This is a genomic window from Streptomyces sp. NPDC002838 (genome assembly GCF_040295365.1).
Taxonomy (GTDB): Bacteria; Actinomycetota; Actinomycetes; order Streptomycetales; family Streptomycetaceae; genus Streptomyces.
In genome coordinates this window covers 323,205-347,958 of the sequence record NZ_JBEOVF010000001.1, presented here as the reverse complement: position 1 = coordinate 347,958, position 24,754 = coordinate 323,205, and the positions used below count along the sequence as shown (strand labels likewise).

Genomic DNA, 24,754 nt, shown 5'->3' with positions numbered 1-24,754 from the left:
CACCACATGGCCTAGGTCCTCCTCCGCGCGTGCAGCAGCAGGATCGACGCGAGGGAGGGTCTGGCGCAGGCCAGCCGGTCCAGCGGTCGCAGCGGACGCGGTACGCCGTGGAAGGGAGCGCCTTCGAGACGTACGACGTCGAAGCCGGCGGCCGTGACGAACTCCCGCAGGGCGCGGGCCGTGTACAGCCGCAGGTGGCCGACGACCTCCTTTCCGGGGCGGCCGTGGATGGCACGCAGGCTGACCTCCGAGAACACGGGTTGGACGCCGGCCAGCAGCAGGGCGCGGTTGTACCAGGCGGCCAGATTCGGGGTGGACAGCATGAGGTGGCCACCCGGGCGCAGGACGCGACGGATCTCGTCGAGCGCCGCGTCCGGGTCGACGAGGTGCTCGATGACCTCGCTGAACAGCACGGCGTCCGCGGACCCGGTGCCGAACGGCAGCCCGGCGCCGCTGAGTTCGCCGCGGATCGTGTGCGTCAGGTGGGCGCGGGCGCGTTTCAGGGCGTCCTGCGACCAGTCGATGCCGATGAGGCGGTGGCCGGTGAGGAGGGGGGCGGCGGTGGCGGCGGCGGTGCCGTCGCCGCAGCCGATGTCGAGGATGGTGCTGGGGGTGCCGGTGGCCGGGCCGAGGGCGGTGGCGAGCATGCGGGCCTGGCGGAGGGAGCGGGGGGTGCCGGAGGCGACGGGGACGGTGGGGTCCTCGTAGAAGTCGCGCAGATCCTTCGGGAGTTGGGCGGTGGTGGTCATGTGCCGGCCTCCGTCGTGTGCAGGTAGTGCTCGAACAGGTCCCGGAGGTGGGCGCCGTCGCCGTGGCCGAGCAGGGCGCGGGACCAGCGCAGGGCGAGGTGGAGGCGGCCGGCCGTGGAGGCGGTGGTGACGGTGAGGCCGCGCGGCATACGGGCGGGCGCGGAGAACCAGACGGCGTGCGCGCGACCCGCCTCCTCGCCGAAGTCCAGGGGGTACGGGACGCGGCCGATGTTGCTGAGGAGGGTCGTCGAGGTCCAGGGCGCGGCGGCCCTGCGCAGACCTCGGGTGAGCGCGGCTCGCCAGGCGACGGGGGTGACCGGGGCGGTCAGGAGGGTGGCTCCGTGGCCGAGTTGGGGGCGGGGGAGGGATTTGAGGGCGCGGGTGCGGGTTGCCGTGCGGCGCAGGAGCGTGGGCATGTGGGCGGGCGTGGCGTCGGTCAACTCGTCCGGGCTGAAGGGGACTTCGACGAGGCGGGTGCCATTGCCCATGGGCATGGTGGTGTCTCGGGGGCGGTCGTCCACGGGCATGGTGATGCGGAGGGGGCGGGGGTGGGCGCCGTGCTCCCTGTTCCAGTGGGCGATGGTGAGGGCCGTGGTGACCATGAGCTGGTCGTTCACGGTGTAGGGGGAACCCTTGGGGCGGTGGGGGAGGGGGAGCTCGGTGACGAGGAGGCCGTTGCCGGGGGAGGGTTCGGGGGTGCCCTTGGCTACGCGGGCGGGTTTGGACCAGTTGGAGGGGGTGCCCTGGGGGGCTTGGGGGGTTTCGGGGGTGCGGAGAGGGGCTGGGGCGGGGGAGTTGTCCTTGCCGCCGTACAGCTCCGCTGCGGTGGCGAGTACGCGGAGGCAGGCTGGGCCGTCGAGGGCGGTGTGGTTGATGGTGAGGAACAGCACCGTGCCCTGGGAGTGACCCAGCTGCGGGCAGTCGTGCCGCTGGGGCGGCACCCGTCCCGAAGAGAGCGGCACCCCGCCAGCGCGGGCGAGCGTCCCCACCCCCGAGCCGCGACTCCCCGCCCGAGCATCACCGACCACATCAGTGGCCTCGCTCCCCTCCACAGGCCCCGCCCCCTCCACCACCTCCAACCGAATCGGCGGCGACAAGGACAACGGCGGTGCCTCCACCAACGCCCGCGTCCGCGCATCCCGTAACGCATCCCGCCCCGGAGGCAGAACGCTCACCACCTCCACATCCGGCTCAGCCGTCAGCTCCCACTCGTACCGGCGTCGATACCACCGCCCCCGCGCCTCCCGCATCAGGATGCGCGGATGCCGATGCAGCGCCTCCGTGAACGCCTTCCGCAAACGCACCGGATCCAGCCGCCCCGGCAGATGCACCTCGATGTGGACCGTCTCCGGCTCCTCCTCCTGGAGACAGTGCCGGGCCACCTCGTCCACCACGGGGAACGGAATGCGCGTGGGTACGGTCATATCGGCTCGTCCCTCCCCTTATCGACCTCCACGACCGGGGGCAACTGCTGCGTCGGCGCCTCCGATGCCGCAGGCTTCGGCTCCCGTACGCTCACCAACGCCGCGAACAGCCCGATGAGCGCCAGCAGTTGGGCCGCAGGCCCGAACGCGCCCTCCTCGGCCCCCACCGGCTCGCCCGCCCCCGTCGCCGCCGCGATCCCCGCCCCCGCGAGGGCCACGAACGCGATCGGCACGAGGAGCGCGTGCCGCCGGTACGCGAGGAGCGCCAGCGCCGGCACCAGCAGCGCGAACCACCCGGCGATCACCGCGCCCACCAGCGTGAGCGCCACCGTGCCGAGCCACAGGCCGGGCGCCGGCGGGAGCGGCTGCGGCTCGTCGGGGTTCGCTGCGCGTCGCCGCCACAGGACCAGGCCCACCAGCACCGCCAGCGCCACCCCGCTGCCGATCAGCGCCGCGTCGTACGTCGTCGCGGGCTCGTACGACAGCTCGACCGGGCCGCCCGCCCCGGCCGGGATCCGCCAGCCCTGCTGCCAGCCGTCCAGCCGTACCGGCGTGAGCTCCTTGCCGTCCAGCGTTGCCTTCCAGCCGTCGTTGAAGTTCTCGTACGTCGTCAGGTACGAGGCCGCTCCCGCGCTGACCGTCACCGCCCGCTGGTCGCCCAGCCAGTCCCGTATCCGCAGGTCACGCGCGACCGGCGTGGGCTCGGCGACCGTGCCGCGGGTCAGGGTCACGTCGGTCAGCGCGAGCGGACCCGCGTCCCCGCCCTCGACCCGGTGCGAGCCCGCCTCGAGCTCCAGCTCCGCATCGTCGCGGCCCGACTGGCAGAGCGTCACATCGACCGGCCGACGCTCCGTCAGATCCCGTATCCTCCCCTGCGCACTCGTCTGGTACAGCTTCCCGTCCACCGCCACCACAGGGCCCTGCCCGCACGGCAGGGAGAACGTCCGGCTGGGCTTCGGCTGCGGCGTGCGGTAGCCGTCGAGGGCGGGGATGTACGCCTCCGTGAGGCCCACCGGCAGTTGCAGGTCCTCGCCGGCGACCGGGTTGTGCAGGGTCAGCGGCGCCGTCTTGGTGATGGTGATGTCCAGACGGTCGGTGGTGATCGACGGGAAGCGGACCGCGCCGTTCTCGTCCACGCCGGCGATCGTCGCGCCGTCGGGGGAGCTGATGTGCACCTCGGTGGGGCGGGTGGACAGGCCGCCCGCTGCGGCCAGGACGATCTCGCCGATCGGCTGCTTTCCGGTCCAGCTCAGATGGATCGTGGGGCGGTCGCCCGCGATCCACGCCGTGGTCAGGTCGCCGTCGGTGAGGTTGCGCGCCGACAGGCCCGCACCGAGGGCCGCCGTGGTGTCGGCGGTCGCCGTGATGCGGTCGCGCTGGTCGGGCGCGACCTCGTAGAGCATCCGGTCGAGCGCCTCGCCGGACACCGGCACCGCGCTCGCCTTCACCTCGTACGTCCCGGCGGTCGCCGTGGAGAAGCGGCGGTGCAGGCCCGCCTCCGTGCCCGTCGGGGAGAACCCGGCCGGGTCGGCGGCGCGGTGCAGGGAGACGACCTCGGCCGACGCCGCCGTGTTCTCGGCGTTCTCGGCGTTCTCGGCGTTCTCGGCGTTCTTGGCGTTCTTGGCGTTCTCGGCGCTCGAGGCGTCCGTGGGAAGGCGGAGCATGCGCGTGACCTGGACGTCCGGCAGACCGATCTCGGAGAAGCCCGCGCCCGCGAGTCCGGTCCGGCGGGCCACCGAGTCCGTGATCGTCAGCTTCATCCAACTCGTCGCGCCCGCAGGCGCCTTGAGGGTCTGCGTCGAGCCGTCGGGGCGGAGGAAGCTGCTCACCGATCCCTTCTCCGTCTCCACCCGCACCCGCGTCGCCGCCGACCGCACGCTCTCCTGCGGCAACGGCGTGACCTTGAAGGACGACGGCATGTCGTACTCGTCGTCGGTGAAGGCGATCCGCAGCCACTGGCCGTTCGGCGAGCCCGCCACGCCCTCCGTCCACGCCGTGTCCGGGTTGCCGTCGAAGGCGTTGACCGGGTCGAACTGCGGGAGGTGGAAGAGCCAGTTGCCGTACGAGGACGCCGTGACCGAGCGGGCGCCGCGCAGTTCGGCCACCGTCTGGTGGTCCTGGCCCTTGGTGGGCAGGATCTGGTGCGGTTTCTCACCGGCGTCCTGCGCGGCGCCGGACGCGTTGCGCTCGTTCTGGGTGTACGTGTACGACGTGTTGGCGTTGACCAGGCCGAAGCGGGTGTCCGCGCGGCGCAGGCCATCGCCGACCACCTGGAGCGCGGGGGTACCGAGCCCGGGATGGTTGTCGCCGGTCAGGACCGTCGCCCGGCCCCGCAGCTCCGACGCCAGCGGCAGCAGCGCCTCAGGACCGCCGGACACGACCGCCGTGTCGGCGACCGGCGCCAGTCCGGCCTGCCCCGGCCGCGGCACGTCCTCGCTCGCCGGCCGGTAGATCTCCACCGCCCGCTGCCTCGGGTAGAGGCCCTCGACCTGGAGCGGGGTGTCGGATGCGATCCGGCCGCCGGTCATGACCGGGCCGAGGCCGGTCACCCGCTGGTAGCCGGACTGCTCCAGGGTCCGCTTCACCGTCGAGGTCGGTGTGTAGCCGATCTGGTCGGGGTCGAGGTCGTTGCGGACGACGACGTAGTACACGCCCGCGCGGCTCAAGTAGTCGGCCAGGCCCGGCACTTCGCCGCCGGTCAGCAGCGCCTGCTCGACCGCGTCCATCGCGCGCCGGTTGCCGGGGGTGCCGAAGGGGACGTAGTCGCGCTGTGCCCAACGGGAGTCGGCGAGCGCGTCGAGGGGCTGGTCGATGGGGGAGCCCCAGGTGTAGATGCCGTGCGCGGTCGCCGGGACGACCAGGGCGCGTGAGTCGGGGGAGTACCGCTCCAGCCAGTCGGCCGTGGACTGCCAGTACTTGGGGAGCTCCTGGAAGGAACCGGGGTTGAGGATCGAGCCGTTGAGGTACGGCCACAGCAGGCCCGGGAGGATCAGGACCGCCGCGATCAGCGGGGCGAAACGACGGCCGCGGACCGGGCGGGCCCCGCGCCGCTCGGAGGCCACGCCCACCAGGTGGGCGATGCCCAGCACGAGCGCGAGGGCGAGGCCGACCTGGAACTTGTAGATGTTCCGGAAGGGGGCCAGACCGCCGTTCAGCCAGTCCTGCACCACCCCGTGGAAGGGGGCGCCGAACGGGCCGCCGTACCCCGCGAGCAGGACCAGCGACGCCGTCAGTACGGTCAGCACCAGCCAGCGGCGCTCCGGCATGTCCCGCCGGGCCAGCCCCGCCAGGCCCAGTCCGGCGGCGAGCGCCGAGCAGACGATCACGACCACAGCGGACGCCACCGTCCAGCCGGCCGGCAGCCACGCCTGAACGAGGTGCAGATAGGCGACCCAGTTCCCGGCGCCGCGCAGCGCCTCCGTCGCCGACATGGTCTCGGTCGTGGTCTGTGAACTCTCCACGTACGGGAGGAAGTTCTCGCCGTAGGTGCCGAGCAGCAGCAGCGGGATCCACCACCAGGCCGTCGCCAGGATCACGCCCGGCGTCCACCAGGCGATGAGCTTGCGCTGCCTGGGGCCGGGCGGGCGGGAGAGCAGGTACAGGCCCGCCGGGAGCAGGGCGGCGAGTGTCGAGGCCGCGTTGACGCCGCCCATGAACGGCACGAGCAGCGCCGAGCGCAGGGCGGCGATCCGGGCGCTGTAGCGTTCGTCGGCCAGCGGGAGCAGCACCCAGGGCAGGAAGGCGCCGGGGAGCGCGGCCGCCGACGTGGAGCCGACGACGATCGTGAACACCGGCCACAGCGCGTACGCTGCGGCGGCGAGCAGCCGGGACGTACCGCTGCCGATGCGCAGCCGCTCGGCCAGCCGCAGTGCGCCCCAGAAGGCGATCGACACGACCAGGGACAGCCACAGCCGCTCCACCAGCCACACCGGCAGCTGCACGGCGTGGCCCAGCCAGTAGAACGGCAGCATCGGCCAGAGATAGCCCACGTACTGGTTCTGGATCCCGCCGAACGAGCCCTGGTCGTGCCACAACTGGCCGAGGTCGGAGAGGAACCGGCCCGGGTCGACGGTGACGCCGAGCTTGGTGTCGAAGGTCTGCCGGCCCGGTTGGACCGCCAGGAACAGCACGAACACCACGGCCCAGAACCCCAGCAGCCAGCGCCGCGAGCGCGGGACCTCCGGCGGCCCCGACATGATCGCGGTACTGGGGACGGCTGCCGGAGGGGCAGCCTGGACCGTGGACGTCGTCATCGTGGGCACCGCCGGAGGATGAGGAGGAGGTTCCAGGTGGCCACCTCGCGGATCCCGGGAGCTCTGACCACGGTCTCGGCGAGGAACGGCCAGTAGCGGGAGCGCGCCGAGACGATGGTGACGTCGTCCCGGGCGCGCACCTGCCGCAGGGTCGGGCCGATGTGCACGGCGAACAGGTTCTCGCCGAGGGTGTGCTTGGCGGCCCTTCCGGTACGGCGCCGGTAGCGGGCGCGGGCCCGCTCGGCACCCAGGTAGTGCCAGGGCGCCCACTCGTGACCGCCCCAGGGGGACAGCCAGTTGGTGAACGACACGTAGATCAGCCCGCCGGGCCGGGTCACCCGGACCAGCTCGCTGAGGAAGGTCTGCGGATCGGCCACGTGCTCGAGGACGTTGGAGGAGAAGGTGACGTCCGCGACCCCGTCGTAGAGCGGCAGCAGATAGCCGTCGGCGATCACGGCCGAGTCGGGCGGCTTCTCGCCCAACTCCCGTACGTCCGGTTCGAAGAGGTAGGCGTGCGCGCCGCGGCTGCGGAACTCCTCGGTGAAGTGGCCGCTGCCGCCGCCGACGTCCACGACCGTGCGTCCGGCGACGGGACCGTCGTAGGCCTCGACCTGGTCGACGGCGTCCCGGGCGAGCAGTGAGTAACAGGCGTCCGGGTCCTCCTGCTCACGCAGGAAGGCGCGGAAGAGGGCCACCGACCGTCGTATCGACGGGTCCTTCAGACCGGTCACGGCGGCCAGCTCCTCACCGCCTCCGCGGCAACCGCACGGAACTGCCGCACCGTCCGATCCCAGCGATACCGAGCCGCCCGATCACGCGCCGCCTTGCCCATCAGCTCGCGGCGATGCCCGGACAGGGCAAGCACGCACCAGGCAGCCGCGAAGGAGGACTCACCGTGTGCCAGAACGCCCGTCTCGCCGTCCACGACCGAATCGCGCAGGCCGGGCACGTCGAAGGCGATCGACGGGGTCTTGCGGGCGGCGGCCTCGGTGACCACCAGTCCCCAGCCCTCCACCGCCGAGGGGTGCAGCAGCAGCCAGGCCGCGCACAGCAGACGGTGTTTCTCGGCCTCGGAGACATGACCCGTGAACTCCACACCGGGACCGGCGAGTCGCTCCAGCCGCTCCCGCTCGGGCCCGTCGCCGACGATCACCAGCCGGCCGCCGGTGACCGGCCGCACCCGCTCCCACAGCCGCAGCAGCAGATCGATCCGCTTGTACTCGACGAGCCGGCCCACCGCGACGAACAGCGGGTCGGGGGAGCGTTCGGTGCGCGGGCCGGGCTCCTCCACCCCGTTGTGCACCACGCGGATGCGGTCGCGTTCGACGCCGATCGCGCGCAGGGCGTGGGCCGTGGAGGGGGAGACGGCGACCAGCAGACTCCGGTGCCGGGTGGCACCGGCCAGTGCCCAGTGCTCGAGTCTTCGGCCCAGGCGTGCGGCCGGGGTCAGCGGCCCGCCGAACCGCATCTTCCACAGGTCGGTGTGGACGTGGTTGACCAGGCACAGGGTGGGCCCGTGGTGCCACAGGGGCGCCAGGTACGGCATGCCGTTGCAGACCTCGACCAGCAGGTCGCAGTCGCCGACCTGGCGGGCGAAGGCGGAACGGGCGCGCAGGTAGTGGCCGAACTCGCCGCCGGCCGACACGACCCGGTAGTCCCGGTACGAGGCGGGCCCTCCGCACAGCAGGGTCACCTGGTGGCCGAGCCGGGTCAGTCCGTCGGCGAGCCGGTCGACCAGCAGCTCGGAGCCGCCGGCAGCCGGGTTGTCCAGATCTCGATGGGCGAGGAAAACGATGCGGCGCGGGGGTGGGGGGAGCGCCGAGGGGTGCTGCGCGGCGCGTGGGGCCGCGGCGCGCAGCGGGGAAGGCACGTGCTGGGGCATGGGTGCTCCAACTCGTCTCAGGGTGCGGAACGAAGCGTGGGGGATGAGGGTTTGCATTCCTGTGGGGGATCCGAGTGCTTTTTGCGTGGTGGGTGTGGATGGGCTGTGCCCGGGTGGGGTGGACAGTTTTCGCTGAGCCGTCCGCCACGGCTACTCACGCAGGTGACAATTTCGGGCTTTATTAGAGCTGACGTCACGTCACATCGTGAGCGAAGACTCTGATGTATCGTCCGTATCGGTCGAATCCGGGCGCTGTCGCCCTCGTACCACCAAAACGCCCCCCACTGCCGCCAGAACGAATCCGGCCACAGCCGCCCCGATCGGCAAGGTCCCGCTCACCAGGCGCAGTTGACGGCTGTCCTGCTTCGCCTGCCGCACGGCCTCCTTCTGTGTCTCAGTGGTGAAGGCGATCTTCCGGCTGTCCAGCAGCACCGCCGCGTCCTTCTTCGCCCCCGGCGCCCTGAGCGTCTGCTTCGGGCCCACCTGCGCGTAGATCACCCGGCCGGTGGCCTGGTCTACGACCAGCTCGACGCCGTGGTTGGAGTACCACTCCTCGGCCAGCACCTGCGGCCGGCCGGGCTCGTCGACGATGCTGCCGGGCACCAGCCGGGAGCCGACCTTCGTCGGCGGGACCGTGCCGGTGAACCGGTAACCCGTGTAGCCCTGGATCTTCTTGGTGCCCTGGTAGCGCAGGACGACCGTCCCGCCGAGGGTGTTGTCCCACCACTGGTAGGAGCGTTTCCGCACGTCGAAGGGGAACTTCAGATAGGCCTCGCCCTCGATGTACGGGGTCTCCTCGCAGCAGTGCACAGGCTTGGTGGTCTTGCGGTCCATCACCCAGCGATGCGGGTTGAAGAGCAGCGCGTCGTGCGGGTCGGCGGCCGGCAGCGACTTGTCGGTGTCGACCGTGGTCGTCACGTCCCAGACGGCGTTGCCGCTGCGTTCGCTGTCGGCCACGTTGGCGCGCACCCGCTGGGTGATGGTGATCCGCTGGTCCGGCACGGTCTCGATCCGGTCGGTGTCGAAGACGCTGCCCGTGCCGCGGTAGACGGCGGTGGTGTCGATGTCGATGGGGTTCACGGCGGCCCGTGGTGCCACGTACCAGGCGAGCAAAGGCGCCAGGACCAGCAGAAACGTGCCGAGACCCAGCAGGATCAGGGAGAGGGGTGAGGCTGTACGGCGCATCCGGGCACTCCTGGGGCGTGGGATTGCGGAGTTCGGGCCGTTCTGGGCCCTGTCGTCACACTCCCGTCGTCCGCCCGGAGGGCGGGCCCGCGGCGTCTGGTGCGTGCAGCTGCAAGGCGGAGGAGACTGTGACATCAGCCGCTGGCGCGGCGGGCGACGCGGAGCGTCGGCGGCTGACGACAACGCCGCAGATGCGCGTGCCAGGCGTCGCGGGGCAGACGGGAGTGTGACGACAGGGCCCTTGGGCCGGGAACCGTAGGCGCCCCTTGACGGAGTGTCAATGTCTTGTCGACACTGGGGCCGACAGACAGGGTGGGACGCCCGGGTGGGGCGACCTCCGTACGGACTCGGACGACTCCGTACGGATTCCGGACCGATTCGGGACGGATTCCGTAGATTCCGGATGGATTCCGGACAGAGAGGCTGACCCTGCGATGTCCAGACTGCTTGCCGCCGCACTCACCGTCGCGCTCGCCGCCGTCCTCGCGGTCGGCGCCGCGCTCGGCGTCGTCGCGCTGCTCGAGGCGCGGCCCGACCAGCCGAACACCCCCTTGATCACATACGAGCAAGCAGGCCAGGGGAGTTGACCCAGTGACGAGCCGTCCGGCAACCGTCACCCGCTCGGCCTGGCACGACGTACCCCGCTTCCAGGTGCGTCAGTTCGCGGCGATCGCGATGGCCGAGGCACCCGCGCTCGCCGAGGAGATCCTGCGCGAGATCCGCCGCGAGTACCCGCATCTGCCCGTCGTCCTCGACGAGTCGGGCGAACCCATGGCACTGATCGGCATCCGCCGCGCCATCGAGGTCTTCGTCCAGCACCTGGAGACCGCGGAGGGCCGCCCGACGGTCCCGCCGGGCGTCTTCCAGGAGTTCGGCCGCGGCGAGGGCCTCAACGGCCGCAGCCTGGATTCCCTGCAGGCGATCTACCGGATGGGCGTACGGCTGGCCTGGCGCCGTTTCGCCGACATCGGCCAGCGCGTCGACATCCCGCCGCCGGCGATGTACGAGCTGGTGGACACGGGCTACGAGTACCTCGACGGCCTGGTCGACCAGTCGGTACGCGGCTACGCCGAGGCGGCGGCACGACAGGCCGGGGAACGCCTACGTCTCCAGCGCCGCCTGATGGAACTGCTGCTCGCCGAACACCACCGGGGCGACCCGGCCGACGCGCTGACCGAACGGGCCGCCCGGATCGGCTGGCCGCTGCCGGAGAAGGTCGCGGTGGGCGTGCTGCTGCGCCCGGCGCGGGAGGCCGTGGCGCCCGCGGTGGGTCAGGGTGTGCTGCTCGACATGGAGTACGAGCAGCCGCGGATGGTGGTCCCCGAGCCGGACGCCGCGGGCCGGCCCGAGCTGCTGCACCGGGCCCTGACGGGCTGGACCGGGGCGATCGGCCCGCCGGTCCCGCTCGCCGACGCGGCGAAGTCGCTGCGCTGGGCCGAGGCGGCGGTACGGCTGATGGAGCGGGACCTGCTGCCGGTGGGCGAGGTCCTGTACTGCACCGAGCACACGGAGGCGCTGGTCCTGCTCCAGCCGGAGGAACTGATCGACGACCTGGCCCTGCGCTGCCTGGCCCCGCTGACCCACTGCGGCCCCGCCCACGGCCGGCGCCTCGCGGAGACGCTGCTGGCGTGGCTGGAGACACGCGGCGGGGCCCCGGAGGTGGCGGCCCGCCTCGGCGTCCACCCCCAGACGGTCCGCTACCGCCTCCGCCAGATCCGCGAGCTGTGGGGCGACGAGATCGACGACCCGGACCGCCGCTTCGAGCTCGAGCTGGTGCTGCGGGCGCAGAGGTTGCGGGGGACGTTGGGGGAGATCCATCAGAAGGGCCCTAGGGTGTAGTCCGGCGGATCAGTTCGCAGGGGGCGGTGCCCCCGGGCATGGGCGTGCCAGACCCCGCGTCCGCAGCATGAACCCCCGGACAGGCCCTACGCGAAACGACCGGGGTGCGGGGCGCGATCGCAGCCCGCACCCCGGTCTGAGATCAACCCGGCGTCAGGAGATCAGCGGCGGTTCTGGAAACGCACCCGCAGGCGGGGCGCGAAACGGACCGCTGCCACACCCAGCGCGGCGAGGGCAGCCGCCGCGCCCAGCATCAGGCCGATGCCGCCCGCGCCGGTGCTGGCGAGGCCGCCATCGGTGAGCTGCGCCGAGTTGTCGTTGCCGGTGCCGCCCGTGCCGGAGCCGTTGTCGTCCCCGGTGCCGCCCGTGCCGTTGTCGGCGGAGCCGGTCGGGCTGGGGGTGGGCGACGCGGACGGGTCGGTCTCGTCCTCGGCCACGACCTCGACGGTGAAGGCGACGGAGGCGCCACCCCCGACCGTCGCGGTGACGGTGTACGTGCCGAGTTCCTCACCGGCGACCAGCTCCGGCGCGGTGACCTTGCCCTCGGCGTCGGCGGTCTCCTGGACGCCCACGAACTTGCCCTCGAACTCGGGGCCTCCCGAGCCGCTGCCCTCGACGCGGAAGTCCACCTTCGCGCCGACGGCCGGCTTGCCCGAGTCGGTCACCACGGCCTGCAGCGCCTCGGCGAAGGGCTGCCCCGGCTCGGCCTGCTGCTTGTCGCCCGCGACCGCCGTCACCTCGTTCGCGAGGTTCTTCAGGTGCACGGTGAAGTCCGTCGAGAGGCCGCCCGGCGCCGTCGCGCGGACGGTGAAGTCGCCCTTCTGGCTGCTGCTGGTGTAGATGGGCGGCGTCTGCGCGCGGCCCTGGGCGTCGGTCTCCACCACGACCGACTTGTCGGCCTCGAAGTCGCCGAAGTACAGGCCCAGCTTCGCCGGGTCGACGATCGCGAACTTCACCGAGACGCCCGGGACCGGGTTGCCGTCCTTGTCCCGGACCACCGCGGCGAACGGCTGGACCTCTCCGCCCAGCTCGACGGACTGCTCCACGGCGGAGGCCGCGCTCAGTTCCGCGGGTGCGACCGCGCCCTTCCACTGGATCACCACGCGGCCGTCACCGCCGGGCGTGGTGGTGATGCCGCCCTCGCCGATCCCCATGGTCACCGGGTCGGAGTGGGGCGACCAGAACGGGTCGTCCTTCGCGGCCGGCGTCGTCTTGTCGCCGCCCAGCAGCCGTACGTCGGTCACCCGGTCCGGGTCGGCGTAGCTGGAGCCGCCACCGCCGCTGCCGTCCCCGAAGCGGTCGGCCACCCCGGCGCCACCGCCGCCCCCCGCGTAGCCGGCGCCGCCGCCACCACCGCCGTCCGCCCCGCCGGCACCGCCGCGGCCCCCCGCGGACTGATCGGCGCCCGCGGCGCCGTTGCCGCCGCCCGCGCCGCCGGTGCCCTTGTCCGCGCCCTTGCCGCCGGCCGCCTCGAATCCGTCCTGGCCCTTCTCACCGCCGGCCGCGCCGCCGTAGGCCTTGCTGGACGAGTCGTCGTACGCCCCGCCGCCACCGCCGCCGGCGATGATCAGCGCCTCTCCGCCGCTCGTGCGGATGGCGCTGCTGGCGCCGCCGCGGCCGCCGCTGTGGCCGCCGCCGGCGCCGCCGAGCGCGTCGCCGAAGTTGCGGAGGCTGGCCACTGCCACGGACAGCGTCTCACCGGGGGCGACCTTCAGCGTTCCGGCGGTGTACCCGCCCGCGCCGCCGAACGCCAGGGCGGTGCCGTGCCCGCCCCCTCCCCAGGCCCGCACGTCCAGCGAGGTCACGCCGGTCGGGACCTGAAAGTTCTCCTTGGCCCCGGTCGCGTCGAACTGCCGGCAGCCGGTGAAGCCCGCCGTCGGCTCGCACACGCTGCCCGCGACCGCGCTGCCGGCCGCCGCAGCGGGCACCGCGGCCCAGCCGCCCCCGGCCCCGAGTGCCACAAGAGCGACCGCCGCCGCGCCGCGTCTCAGGCGGAAACGGCGCAGCTCAAGTGAATCCCGCTTCATCAACCACTCCATCGCTCGGGACAAGCTCCCCCCTAGGAGCCCGCGAAGGTGATGACCGAAGATCATCACACTTTCCTCCACGAGTAATGACGATGGAGTCGAGAAAAGGTTGTACTGATGCAACCGAAGTGACTCGCCTGCCCATTGCCCGGGCAAACCTCTATGACTAGCCTGGTGTTCGTCATGCCGATCGTCTGTTGAAATTTCGAACACGGACGCCTTAGACACAAAGGGAGGGGGCCGGTCGTGGGACGCCTTGTACCTGCCGTGACCCGAGCTCTCGACATTCTCGAGCTCTTCCTCGACGGGGACGGGACGCTCTCCGCCCCCGACATCGTGCGCAAGCTGCAGCTTCCGCGCACCACCGTGCACGAGCTGGTCACCACGCTCGCCGCCCGGTCGTACATCGTCCAGGTGCCCGGCCAGCCGGGACGCTACCGGCTCGGGGTGCGCCCGTACCAGCTGGGCAGCCGGTACGCCGAGCAGCTCGACCTCGCCGCCGAGGGCCAGCAGGTCGCCCGCTCGGTCGCCGAGACCTGCGACGAGACCGTGCACGTGGCGATCCTCGAGGGTACCGACGTCATCTACATCGCCAAGGTCGACTCCACGCACGCCGTACGCATGGTGTCGGCGGCCGGCCGGCGGCTGCCCGCCCACTGCACGTCCGTCGGGAAGATGCTGCTGGCCTCTCTCCCCGATCACGAGCTCAGCTCGCGCATCCCCGACGATGCCGACCTGGTCGCGATGACGCCCAACAGCATCACCGAACCGGGCGCCCTGCGCGAGGCCCTGACCGAGATCCGGCAGCGCGGCATCGCCGTGGAGAACCGCGAGTCCAACCCGGACGTCTCCTGCGTGGCCGCCCCGGTCCACGACCGCACCGGCCGGGTCGTCGCCGCGCTGTCCATCTCCGTGCCGATGATCCGCTGGAGCGACGAGCGCCGCGTCGAGCTGGAGCAGCTCGCCGCGAAGGGCGCCGCCGAGCTGTCGGAGCGCCTCGGCCACCGGAGCGTGGCATGACGACGTACTCGTACGAGGTGGCGGTACGCGCGGAGGCGGAGCTCGGCGAGGGCCCGACCTGGGACGCGGCGGCGGGGCATCTGATCTGGATCGACATCCTGGGCTCCCGGATCCACACCTACGACCCCGTCTCCGGCCGTCGTACGTCCCGTACGACCGAGCAGCACGTCGGCGCGGTCAAGCCGCGCGCGGGCGGCGGGCTGGTCCTCAACCTCCGCGACGGTGTCGGCCTGCTCGACCCCGACGACACCTTCCGCTGGCTGCACCACGAGCCGGTCCCCGGCCGCCGCGCCAACGACGCCGCCGTCGCACCCGACGGCTCCCTGTGGGCCGGCACCATGCGCTACGACGAGGCGCCCGGTGGCGGCACGCTGTCCCGGATCACCGGTGACGGCTCGATCGAGGTCGTCCTCGACGACGTGGCGGTCAGCAACGGCACGGGGTGGAGCCCCGACGGTCGGCTCATGTACTACGTCGACTCGCCGACGCGTCGCATCGACGTCTTCGACTTCGCGGACGGGCGCGCGCGGGGCCGGCGGCCGCTGGTGGAGATCGAGGAGGGCGCGGGCTTTCCCGACGGGCTGACCGTCGACGCGGACGGGTGCGTGTGGGTGGCGCTGTGGGACGGGGGAGCGGTGCGGCGCTATACGCCGGGCGGCGAGCTGGACCGGGTGATCGAGCTGCCTGTGCCTCGGGTTACGGCGTGTGCGTTCGGCGGTGCGGACCTGAGCGACCTGTACGTCACTACTGCTCGGGTGGGGCTTTCGGCGCCGCATCCGGTGGCGGGGTCGTTGCTGGTGGTGCGGGGCGTCGGGAAGGGGCTGCCGCAGCCGGCGTTCGCTGGCTGAGGCTTGCTGGTGCTGGGCGGTGGGTGGCTCGCGCAACCCGGCGTTACGGGGTGCCGCCCTTCTGTGGGTCGGGAGCCGCCCTGGGCGGCACGAATGCCCGCGGATTGCGAGCAGTGGTTTCCCACGGATCCCCCGCCCCCGCTCCGCCGTCGGGCTGCGGCCGCCCCCGCCCCGTCGTCAGGCTGCGGGCAGTCGTGCCGCTGGGGCGGCTCCCGACCCACAGCGGGCGGCACCCCGCCAGCGCCGGGCCGCGCGACCCACCCCCGCCGAGCAACAACCACCCTCAGCTCTGCAACCCCGCTCGCTTGAGTTCCTCAGCTGTCAGCGGCGGTCGGCGAAGCGCCGGTTTGAGCGGGCCCACTGCCGCCGCCAGCAGAACCGATGGTGCCAACAACACCTCCGCCCTCCGCTCCAGCGACGTCACATCGGTCACGCGGCGGGCGATGCGGCCGTTGCCGGTGGCCGTGTACATCAGGCGGCCGACATACGCGGCCACCAGACGGTCCCTGAGCGTCGGCCCGTTCTCCGTCGCCCCCGGATAGAACACGTCCTGCCCGATGGCCAGGTCCCAGGCCGCCCCGACCGGCCGGGCCACCGCCTTCTGGATACGACGGGACAGTCCCGGCGCGGCCCACCCCTGACTCCGTATCACATCCCGCAGGATCACCGCACTTTGCGCGCCGACCGCCAGCCCGTGCCCGTACACCGGGTTGAACGCGGCGAGCGCGTCGCCGAGGACCGCGAAGTTCTCGGGCCACACCGGCATCCGCTCGTAGAAGTGCCGTCGGTTGACGGTGGTGCGGGTGAACGACACGTCGGACAGCGGCTCGGCGCACTCGAGCAGCTCGCCGATGAGCGGATGCCGCAGCTCCTCGCGGGCGTACCGGACGAAGTCGTCGTTCGCCGCGGAGGGTTCGCCGCCACGGGTGCCGTTCAGGGTGACGATCCACCGGCCGTCCTCGATGGGCAGCAGGAAGCCCGCCCGGCCCGGCCCCTTGTCCCGCGGATCCGGCTGCACGTTGACGACCGGGAAGCCGTCCCGGGCCTGCTCGGGAGCGAGGTAGAGCCGGCTCGCGTACGCCAGGCCGGAGTCGACCTCGCGGCGCTCCACCTCGGGCAGTCCAAGAGCCGTCAGCCACCGGGCCGCACCGGAGCCGCGGCCGGTGGCGTCGACGACCATGCCCGCCTCGACGACCCGTTCGCGGCCGTCCAGCAGCCCGCGCACGCGGACCCCGGTGACGGCCGTCGAGTCGCCCTCCAGCCCCACCGCCTCCGTGCCCCCGAGCAACTCGATCCGCTCGTCCGCGAGGACCCGCGCGCGGATCGTCGCGTCCAGCAGATCCCGCCCGGCCAGGATCACGTGGTGGGACTCGGGCCACCGCCGGAACCAGCCCCGTGCTCCCAGGGCGACCATGTCCGTCGTCACCGGCAGCCGCCGCGCCCCGGCGTCCCGGAGCGCGCCGGTGACACCCGGCAACAGCTCCTCCATGGCCCGCACGCCGCCCGACCACAGCATGTGGGCGTGCCGCGCCTGCGGCAGCCCCTTGCGGGGCTCCGGCCCGTCGGGCAGCTCGTCGCGCTCGACCACGACGACCCGGTCGACGAACTCGGCCAGCGCGCGCGCCGCGAGCATGCCCGCATGGGATCCCCCCAGGACCACGGCGGTTCTGGCGGAGGTGGGACTGTCACTCATGCACGGACACGCTCTCTGCCGGGGCGGCCGCGCGGGCGCGTACCGCCTTGATGTCGTCGGGACGGCGCAGGGCTTCGGACACGCCCTGGATCTCGCGCAGCAGAAACGCGGTGTCCGGGGCGGAAGGGGCCGAAGGGGCAGAAGAGGTCGAAGAGGCCGATGGGGCGGAAAGCTTGGACGGGCCGGACTCGCCGGACGGGGCGGGGCCGGGCCCGGAGTCCCCGCGATCGGCCTCCGGTGACCGCTCCCGCGCCGCCGCGTCCAGGATCATCACCGCGGCGGCGACGGCCCGCGCCCGGTCGCGTTCGAAGCCGAGGGCCAGGGCCGCGTCGTACGACCGCCCGCGCAGGTCCTCGTCGAGGTGCCGGGACAGTTGCAGGAGGCCGTCGCGGATGAACGTCTCGCGGCGGATCAGGCGCAGCTCCGCGGTGGTGCGCAGCGCGAAGGGCTCGCGGCTGCCCGTGACGGTCCGCATCAGCCGGGACAGGGGCTGCAGGCTCCGGTGACGGCGGCGGACCAGCCAGCGCTCCTGGAGGTACTGGCCGGCGTGCGGGACGATGAAGCCGATCGCGACCAGTGTGGCGGCGATGCAGGCGGCCGACGGCGCCAGGTTGGTGGACAGCCAGTCCAGGTCGTGGCCGGTCCAGCGGGCGACGACGGCGGTGAGCTTGAACACGGCGAAGAACAGGTTCGTCGTGAAGCCGGCCCCCAGGAGCCTGAGCCCCCAGCGCAGCCAGGCGTCGAGGCCGTCGGTGCGGATCCAGTTCCAGACGAGCCGGGCCGTGACCGTGGAGGCCACCGTGTGCCCGGTCAGGTAGAGCACGATCTCCTCGCGCATGAAAGGCGTGTTGGCGTAGTACGTGTCCAGGTCCCGCAGCCGCTCCACGGGGGCGTCCGCGAGCGCGAAGAGCACCCACAGGGCGACGATCACCCCCGCGTAGACGGTGACGACCCAGCGGGTGGCGCGGCGTGTGTCGCCCGCGCGGTCGGTGAGGCCGTTGCGCCAGGCGATGATCAACAGCAGCCAGGACGCGCAGAGCGTGGAGAGCAGGGAGTACACCCAGGGCGACGAGATGTTCGGCACCCCGGTGACCCGGTTGGTCCAGGCGATGGTCCCCGGGGCCGCGAAGACGAACACCGCGCAGGCGAACACGAGCAGGCCGCCGACGGCGCGCAGCAGCGGGTCCCGCCACAGCTTGACGATGCTGGGCAGTTTGATCGCCAGGGCGGCGGCCAGCACCACCGTCGGCAGCCAGAAGGAGATGTACATCCCGCTGAGGGACGCCTCCAGGGCGAGCAGGGAGCCGGCCTCCGCTGCGAAGGCGGTGGTCACCGCGCTCTCCCTCCGCGTCCGCGGTAGCCCAGGGTGCGCTGCACCGGGTCGAGGGGCGCCTCGGTGCCCCCGCCGGACATCAGGGGCCGGAAGACGGCGGCGAGACGGTGGCCGAAGTCGTCGGCCTCGGCCTCGTCACGTGCACGGGAGCCGTCGCGGGCCGCCACGGTGAGGGCCACGTCCTTCCAGCCGGGCCGGCGGGCCAGGGCGTGCGCGGCCGCCGTACCCGCCACATGGTGGTGGGTGTGCGCGGCGTGCATGTGCCACAGCTCGTGACCGAGGATGACCAGTTGCTGCACGGTCTCGGCCCGCTCCTCGACGATGACGAGGTCGAAGTCCTGGAACTCTACCCACAGGCCGGTCACTTCGATCTCGTCGGGGAACCGCTCGAAGCGCAGTTCCACGGGCCGTCCGCCGCGGCGGACGCTCATCTCCTCGCACAACGCCCCGCACAGCTCGCGGACGTCGGCCGGCGGCCGGGGCCTGGTGCGCAGGGCGGTGGCGAGGTCGGCCACGAGGCTTCGCATCGCCGAGCCGCGCCGGGAGCCGCGCAGCGCCGTGGCGATCCGGGCCGCCGTCCCGCGCGCGCCCGCGATGTCCATCGTTCCCCCTTCTCACCGCCGTTCGAACGGCTCGTCCGAAGATTACTCACCCGGCTGAATTCTGTCCGACCCATTGACGTGCGGGAGCTTCGATTTTACGGTCCCGTTCGAAGTTACGAGCGCAATTCGATATATCGAACATCCTTGAAATAGATGATCTCGAACAGTTAGGGCAGGGCATGGGACGACCTGACCTGAACCGCAGGCAACTTCTGGCCGCGGCCGGCGGCTTGGCGGTCGCGGGCAGCTTCGGCTTCGCGGCACTCGGTACCGGCGCGGACGCACTCGCCTCCAACGCCCGCACCCGCGTGCGCTACTGGAACCTCTTCAGCGGCGGCGACGGCTCCAACATGATCGCGATGCTGGACGCCTTCCGTAAGGAGTACCCCGACATCGCGGTGAAGGACTCCACTCTCCAGTGGGGCAACCCCTTCTACACCAAGCTCGCGATGGCCGCCGCGGGCAATCGCGCCCCCGAGCTCGGCGTCATGCATGTGGGCCGGGTGGCGGGCTTCTCGCCGGGCCGCCTCCTCGACCCCTGGGATGTCGCACTGCTCGCCAAGTACGGCGTGCGGCAGGAGGACTTCAACCCCGCGCTGTGGAGCCGCGGTGTCATCGACGGCAAGCTCTACGCCCTCCCGCTCGACATCCACGTCCAGCTCTGCTTCTACCGCAAGGACGTACTGAAGAAGGCGGACCTGCTCGACGACGACGGCCGGATGATCCCGGTCACGTCCACCGACGAGTGGTTCGACGTCCTGAAGAAGGCCAAGCAGGTCCAGAAGAAGGGCCTGCAGACGATCGGTCTGTGGACCAACGACCAGAACTTCCAGTGGTGGTTCTTCGTCGCCTTCTACACCCAGCTCGGCGGCGAGTGGTTCAACGACGCCCGCACCGAGGTCCTCTTCGACGCCGACAAGGCGACCCAGGTCCTGGAGTTCCTCCGGCAGCACGTCACCGACGGCTACGTCATCCCCGGTGCCCCCACCGGCGAGCAGTTCGTCAACGGCGCCCCCTTCACCTGGGAAGGCAACTGGTCCGTGCCGGTCTTCTCCGGCGCCAAGCTGGACTACGGCGCGACCCCGCTGCCGCCCGTCTTCGGCAAGCAGGCCACCCACGCCGAATCGCACGCCTTCGTCCTGCCCCACCAGGCCGGCCGCGGCGGCGCCACCAACGAGGCCGCGCACGAGCTGGCCGCGTACGTCGTCCAGCACGCCCAGCAGTGGGCGGCCGGCGGCCACATCCCCGCCTACACGCCGACGCTTTCCACGCCCGAGTACCAGAAGCTCACCCCGCAGAACGAGTACGTGAGCGCCATGGACCACCAGGCCACCGAGCCCAAGGTGTGGTTCGCGGGCTCCACCGGCGTGCTCGCCCAGGACCTCGGCCCGGTCGTCGTCTCCTCGACGACGGGCTCCGCCAAGCCCGCCGCCGTCGCGCGGACGATGAAGAACCGTCTCACCAAGCTCCTCGCCTCGAAGAACCCGATGGACGGCAGGACCGCCGCGCAGGGAGGTGCGGTCGCATGACGACCAGTGCTCAGACCGTCGTCGCGCCGGCACGCGCGAAGACCGCGACCGCGGTCGCGACCGTCCGCCGCAAGCAGGGCTTCCAGCACGGGGGCTGGTTCATCGCCCCGTTCCTGCTGCTCTTCGCGCTCTTCGTGATCTGGCCGCTGCTGCGCGGCGTCTGGCTCAGCTTCACGGACGCCAACATCTCAGGCGAGGGCGCGAGCTTCGTCGGCCTCGACAACTACCGCGAGGCCCTGCGCGACTCGGCGATGTGGGACGCCCTCGGCCACAGCGCGTACTTCACGCTCCTCGTCGTGCCGTGCATCACCGTGCTCGCCTTCCTGCTCGCGATGCTCGCGCACAACATCGAGCGCGGGAAGTGGCTGTGGCGGCTGTGCTTCTTCGTGCCGTTCCTGCTGCCGTCGACCGTCGCCGCCAACATGTGGCAGTGGCTGTTCACCCAGGGCATCGGCCTGTTCAACGAGACCCTCGGGATCGACACGCCCTGGCTGACCGACAAGTCGTACGCGATGCTCGCCATCGTCATCCAGACCCTGTGGTGGACGGTCGGCTTCAGCTTCCTGCTCTACCTCGCCGCGCTCCAGGGCATCCCTGGCCACCTGTACGAGGCCGCCAAGCTCGACGGCGCCAATGCCTGGCACCGCATGGTCCACATCACGCTGCCGATGCTGCGCAACATCACCGGCCTGGTGATCGCGCTCCAGATCCTCGCCTCGCTCCAGCTCTTCGACCAGGCCGTCGTGATGATGGACTTCACTCCAGGGCCGGAGCTCAGCACCAGGTCGTTCGTGCAGTACACCCTCGAACAGGGCTTCACCAGCTACCGCGTGGGCTACGCCTCCGCGATGTCCATCATCTTCTTCGTGATCATCGCAGCCGTCGCCCTGGCGCGGATGTGGCTGCTGCGCAACCGTGAGGAGGGCGGCCGATGACCACCGCCGCGACGACCGTACGCACCAAGTCCCGCAAGCCCTGGACGCCCAGCCAGATCGTCCTCACGATCACCGGTGTCGCCGTCTCCGCCGTCTTCCTGGCGCCGATCGCCGCCGCCCTGCTCACCTCGCTCAAGTCCGAGGCCGAGGCGGCCGAGATCCCGCCGCACTGGCTGCCGAAGCTCTGGACCGGGCAGGCGTGGAAGGCCCTCTACGAGACCGGCAACATCACCGACTGGTTCGTCAACTCCCTGGTGGTGTCGGTCTGTGTGACCTCCATCGTGCTGACGGTCAGCGCCCTCGCCGGCTACGGCTTCGCCCGCACCGAGTTCCGCGGCAAGAACGTACTGCTGGGCCTCGTCATGGCGGGCCTGATGATCTCCCCGGCGGTCCTCGGCGTCCCGCTCTTCACCACCGTCCAGCAGATGGGCATGGTCGACACGTACTGGGGCATGATCCTGCCGCAGTGCGCGCCCGCCGCGATGGTCTACATCCTCTACAAGTTCTTCCAGGGCATCCCGCGCGAACTGGAGGAGGCCGCCTTCATCGACGGCGCCGGCCGCTGGCGCGTCTTCTTCACGATCGTCGTCCCGCTCGCGAGGCCGTCCCTGGCGGCGGTGGGCATCTTCACCTTCATCGCCTCATGGAACAACTTCCTCTGGCCGTACATGGTCACCAACAACCCCGACCTGATGACCATGCCGAACGGCATCGCGACCGTCATGAACTCCTACGGCATCCAGTGGGCCCAGCTCATGGCCGGCGGCCTGATGGCCGGCCTGCCCCTGATCATCGTCTTCGTCTTCTTCCAGAGGCAGATCGTGGCGGGCGTCGCCCACACGGGACTGGCCGGTCAGTAACCCCCTTGAGGAGAGCCTGAGTTGAAGCGATTCAGACTCGCCGCGCTGCTAGCCGCGGCAGTGGTCGCCCTGCTGCCGAGCACGGCGACGGCCGATGTGACCTACCCCGACCCCCAGCCCATCACCGGCCAGCAGATCATCCACGACCCCACCGTCATCCGCCTCAAGTCCGGCGACTACGTGGCCTATTCGACCGGTGGCGTGATCGGCGCCCGCCTGTCGAAGGACACCGAGCACTGGGACGACGCGGGCAACGCCTTTGCGGAGCCGCCGAGTTGGTGGTACGAGTACAACGACACCGGCGACCCGTGGGCGCCGGACATCTCCTACCGCGCAGGCAAGTACTGGCTGTACTACGCGGTTTCGTCGTGGGGCACCAACCACTCCGCGATCGGCGTCGCCACCTCCCGGACCGGCCGCCCCGGCACCTGGACCGACCACGGCAAGGTCTTCACCTCCGAGACGACCGACTCCTGGAACGCCATCGACCCGGCGATCATCAGGGCGGACGGGAGGCTGTGGATGACGTTCGGCTCGTACTGGACGGGCATCCGCATGGTGGAACTGAACCCGTGGACGGGCAAGGCGGTACCGGGAGCCACGGTCCACCACCTGGCGACCCGTCCCGACGCCCCCTACGCGGTGGAGGGCCCGTACGTGGTCAAGCACGGCCGCTACTACTACCTCTTCGCGTCCTACGACACCTGTTGCGCGGGCGTGAACTCCACGTACAAGATCAAGGTCGGCAGATCGACGAAGATCACCGGCCCGTACACCGACAGCACGGGCAAGCCGATGCTGGAGGGCGGCGGCGACCTGTTGCTGGAGGGCCACGGCCGCTACATCGGCACGGGAGGCCAGTCGGTCTTCCGTGACAGAGGCCAGGACTGGCTGGCGTACCACTATTACGACGCAGAGGACGAAGGCACACCGAAGCTAGGGCTCAACAGGCTGAGCTGGACAAGAAACGGCTGGCCAGTCGTCCTTTAGGGGCGCGGGGAACTGCGCGACCAGCCACAACCAACCCGCAGACAAAACCGAACCCCAGAAGGGAAGAAATGCGCACCGCCCGCTTCACCATCGACCCCGCGTTCACCATCGGCGAAGTAAACCCCCGCCTCTTCGGCTCCTTCGTCGAACACCTCGGCCGCTGCGTCTACACCGGCATCTTCGAACCGGACCACCCCACCGCAGACGACAAGGGCCTGCGCCAGGACGTACTGAACCTCGTCCGCGAACTCGGCGTCACAACGCTCCGCTACCCCGGCGGCAACTTCGTCTCGGGCTACAAGTGGGAGGACTCGGTCGGCCCCGCCGAGGCCCGCCCCCGCCGCCTCGACCTCGCCTGGCACTCCACAGAAACGAACCGTTTCGGCCTCTCCGAATACATCGACTTCCTCCGCAAGGTCGGTCCCCAGGCCGAACCCATGATGGCCGTCAACCTCGGCACCCGCGGCGTGGCCGAGGCCCTGGAACTCCAGGAGTACGCCAACCACTCCGAGGGCACCGCCCTGTCCGACCTCCGCGCGAGCCACGGCGACAAGGACCCCTTCGGCATCAAACTCTGGTGCCTCGGCAACGAGATGGACGGCCCCTGGCAGACCGGCCACAAGACGGCCGAGGAGTACGGCCGTATCGCCGCCGAAACGGCCCGCGCCATGCGGCAGATCGACCCGAACGTCGAACTCGTCGCCTGCGGCTCCTCCAGCCAGAGCATGCCCACCTTCGCCGAGTGGGAGGCGACGGTCCTCAAGGAGACGTACGACCTCGTCGACCACATCTCTCTCCACGCCTACTACGAGCCGCACGACGGGGACATCGACTCCTTCCTCGCCTCCGCCGTCGACATGGAGTCCTTCATCGAGAACGTGGTCGCCACCTGTGACCACGTCGGCGCGCGCCTGAAGTCCAAGAAGAAGATCAACCTCTCCTTCGACGAGTGGAACGTCTGGTACCTCTCCCGCTGGGAGCAGCACGCGAAGGACATCGACCCGCAGGACTGGCCGGAGGCCCCCCGCCTCCTGGAGGACAACTACAGCGTCACCGACGCCGTCGTCTTCGGCTCCCTCCTCATTGCCCTGCTCCGGCACGCCGACCGCGTCACCGTCGCCTGCCTCGCCCAGCTGGTCAACGTCATCGCCCCGATCATGACGGAGCCGGGCGGCCCGGCCTGGCGGCAGACGACGTTCTTCCCGTTCGCGCAGGCCTCGAAGTACGGCCGCGGCGAGGTCCTCGACGTCCGCGTCGACTCGCCGACGTACGAGACGAAGAAGTACGGCGAGGCCGACCTGCTGCACGCCACCGCCGTACGCGCCGAGGACGGCACGGTCACCGTCTTCGCGGTCAACCGCAGCCGGACCGGCGCGCTGCCGCTCGAAGTCGGTCTGAACGGCCTCGACCTGACGTCGGTCGTCGAGCACAGCGCCCTCGCGGACGCCGACCCGGACGCCCGCAACACGCTGGACGACCCCGAGCGGGTCGCCCCGCACACGGTCGAGGGCACGGCCCTCCAGGACGGCACGCTGAACGCCGTCCTGGAGCCGCTGTCCTGGAACGTCATCCGGCTGGCGTAGTC

Annotated in this window: 19 protein-coding genes; 9 read left to right on the top strand and 10 right to left on the bottom strand. The window is 71.4% G+C overall.

All coding sequences use genetic code 11. The features are described from left to right. Nucleotides 1-11: 11 nt before the first annotated feature. From ABT063_RS01575 to pgfA, 6 genes are all read right to left on the bottom strand, one after another. Nucleotides 12-749, bottom strand: a complete 738-nt coding sequence (locus ABT063_RS01575) for a class I SAM-dependent methyltransferase (protein WP_351055024.1) — start codon at nucleotides 747-749, stop codon at nucleotides 12-14. Beyond that, a complete protein-coding gene (locus tag ABT063_RS01570; protein WP_351055023.1) occupies nucleotides 746-2,173 on the bottom strand; it encodes a condensation protein in 1,428 nt (475 codons plus the stop codon). Before ABT063_RS01570 ends, ABT063_RS01575 begins: the two co-directional genes overlap by 4 nt. After that, nucleotides 2,170-6,426 (bottom strand): DUF3367 domain-containing protein, encoded by a 4,257-nt coding sequence (locus ABT063_RS01565; RefSeq protein WP_351055235.1) that lies wholly within the window; start codon nucleotides 6,424-6,426, stop codon nucleotides 2,170-2,172. Before ABT063_RS01565 ends, ABT063_RS01570 begins: the two co-directional genes overlap by 4 nt. Beyond that, the gene (locus ABT063_RS01560) at nucleotides 6,423-7,157 is read right to left on the bottom strand and encodes a class I SAM-dependent methyltransferase (protein ID WP_502990730.1); all 735 of its coding nucleotides are present in this window, start codon (nucleotides 7,155-7,157) and stop codon (nucleotides 6,423-6,425) included. The genes ABT063_RS01565 and ABT063_RS01560 overlap by 4 nt, the downstream gene beginning before the upstream one ends. Continuing rightward, on the bottom strand, nucleotides 7,154-8,308 hold the full coding sequence (locus ABT063_RS01555; RefSeq protein WP_351055022.1) for a glycosyltransferase family 4 protein: 1,155 nt from the start codon (nucleotides 8,306-8,308) through the stop codon (nucleotides 7,154-7,156). The genes ABT063_RS01560 and ABT063_RS01555 overlap by 4 nt, the downstream gene beginning before the upstream one ends. A 198-nt stretch (nucleotides 8,309-8,506) precedes the next feature. Continuing rightward, on the bottom strand, nucleotides 8,507-9,493 hold the full coding sequence (pgfA, locus tag ABT063_RS01550; RefSeq protein WP_351055021.1) for a cell envelope lipid trafficking protein PgfA: 987 nt from the start codon (nucleotides 9,491-9,493) through the stop codon (nucleotides 8,507-8,509). A gap of 434 nt (nucleotides 9,494-9,927) precedes the next feature. Between pgfA and ABT063_RS01545 the strand changes: the two genes are divergently transcribed. Beyond that, on the top strand, nucleotides 9,928-10,080 hold the full coding sequence (locus ABT063_RS01545; protein WP_257849255.1) for a hypothetical protein: 153 nt from the start codon (nucleotides 9,928-9,930) through the stop codon (nucleotides 10,078-10,080). A 4-nt stretch (nucleotides 10,081-10,084) separates the two neighbouring features. Beyond that, entirely contained in the window at nucleotides 10,085-11,332 is a 1,248-nt protein-coding gene (locus tag ABT063_RS01540; protein WP_351055020.1) for a PucR family transcriptional regulator, read from the top strand. Between the two features lie 161 nt (nucleotides 11,333-11,493). Here ABT063_RS01540 and ABT063_RS01535 read toward each other — a convergent pair whose 3' ends face one another. Further along, on the bottom strand, nucleotides 11,494-13,359 hold the full coding sequence (locus tag ABT063_RS01535; RefSeq protein ID WP_351055019.1) for a hypothetical protein: 1,866 nt from the start codon (nucleotides 13,357-13,359) through the stop codon (nucleotides 11,494-11,496). A gap of 246 nt (nucleotides 13,360-13,605) precedes the next feature. Between ABT063_RS01535 and ABT063_RS01530 the strand changes: the two genes are divergently transcribed. Further along, nucleotides 13,606-14,379 (top strand): IclR family transcriptional regulator, encoded by a 774-nt coding sequence (locus tag ABT063_RS01530; RefSeq protein WP_351055018.1) that lies wholly within the window; start codon nucleotides 13,606-13,608, stop codon nucleotides 14,377-14,379. Beyond that, the gene (locus tag ABT063_RS01525; RefSeq protein WP_351055017.1) at nucleotides 14,376-15,227 is read left to right on the top strand and encodes an SMP-30/gluconolactonase/LRE family protein; all 852 of its coding nucleotides are present in this window, start codon (nucleotides 14,376-14,378) and stop codon (nucleotides 15,225-15,227) included. Before ABT063_RS01530 ends, ABT063_RS01525 begins: the two co-directional genes overlap by 4 nt. Nucleotides 15,228-15,510: 283 nt before the next feature. Here the strand turns inward: ABT063_RS01525 and ABT063_RS01520 are convergent, their stop codons facing one another. Genes ABT063_RS01520 through ABT063_RS01510 form a run of 3 tightly spaced genes read right to left on the bottom strand, consistent with a single transcriptional unit; the run spans nucleotide 15,511 to nucleotide 18,855 of the window. Then, the gene (locus ABT063_RS01520; RefSeq protein ID WP_351055016.1) at nucleotides 15,511-16,920 is read right to left on the bottom strand and encodes an NAD(P)/FAD-dependent oxidoreductase; all 1,410 of its coding nucleotides are present in this window, start codon (nucleotides 16,918-16,920) and stop codon (nucleotides 15,511-15,513) included. Then, complete coding sequence (locus tag ABT063_RS01515; RefSeq protein WP_351055233.1) at nucleotides 16,913-18,190, bottom strand: MAB_1171c family putative transporter; 1,278 nt, start codon at nucleotides 18,188-18,190, stop codon at nucleotides 16,913-16,915. Before ABT063_RS01515 ends, ABT063_RS01520 begins: the two co-directional genes overlap by 8 nt. 59 nt (nucleotides 18,191-18,249) lie before the next feature. Continuing rightward, nucleotides 18,250-18,855 carry a toxin-antitoxin system, toxin component family protein gene (locus tag ABT063_RS01510; protein WP_351055015.1) on the bottom strand — a complete coding sequence of 202 codons (606 nt, stop codon included), beginning with the start codon at nucleotides 18,853-18,855 and terminating at the stop codon, nucleotides 18,250-18,252. Nucleotides 18,856-19,034: 179 nt separating this feature from the next. Between ABT063_RS01510 and ABT063_RS01505 the strand changes: the two genes are divergently transcribed. The 5 genes from ABT063_RS01505 to arfA all read left to right on the top strand — a co-directional run bounded on the left by ABT063_RS01505 (nucleotide 19,035) and on the right by arfA (nucleotide 24,752). Beyond that, entirely contained in the window at nucleotides 19,035-20,384 is a 1,350-nt protein-coding gene (locus tag ABT063_RS01505) for an extracellular solute-binding protein (protein WP_351055014.1), read from the top strand. Continuing rightward, on the top strand, nucleotides 20,381-21,319 hold the full coding sequence (locus ABT063_RS01500) for a carbohydrate ABC transporter permease (protein ID WP_351055013.1): 939 nt from the start codon (nucleotides 20,381-20,383) through the stop codon (nucleotides 21,317-21,319). Before ABT063_RS01505 ends, ABT063_RS01500 begins: the two co-directional genes overlap by 4 nt. After that, nucleotides 21,316-22,179 (top strand): carbohydrate ABC transporter permease, encoded by an 864-nt coding sequence (locus tag ABT063_RS01495; RefSeq protein ID WP_351055012.1) that lies wholly within the window; start codon nucleotides 21,316-21,318, stop codon nucleotides 22,177-22,179. The genes ABT063_RS01500 and ABT063_RS01495 overlap by 4 nt, the downstream gene beginning before the upstream one ends. A 21-nt stretch (nucleotides 22,180-22,200) precedes the next feature. Further along, entirely contained in the window at nucleotides 22,201-23,169 is a 969-nt protein-coding gene (locus ABT063_RS01490) for an arabinan endo-1,5-alpha-L-arabinosidase (RefSeq protein WP_351055011.1), read from the top strand. A 68-nt stretch (nucleotides 23,170-23,237) separates the two neighbouring features. After that, entirely contained in the window at nucleotides 23,238-24,752 is a 1,515-nt protein-coding gene (arfA, locus tag ABT063_RS01485) for an arabinosylfuranosidase ArfA (protein ID WP_351055010.1), read from the top strand. Nucleotides 24,753-24,754: the final 2 nt, after the last annotated feature.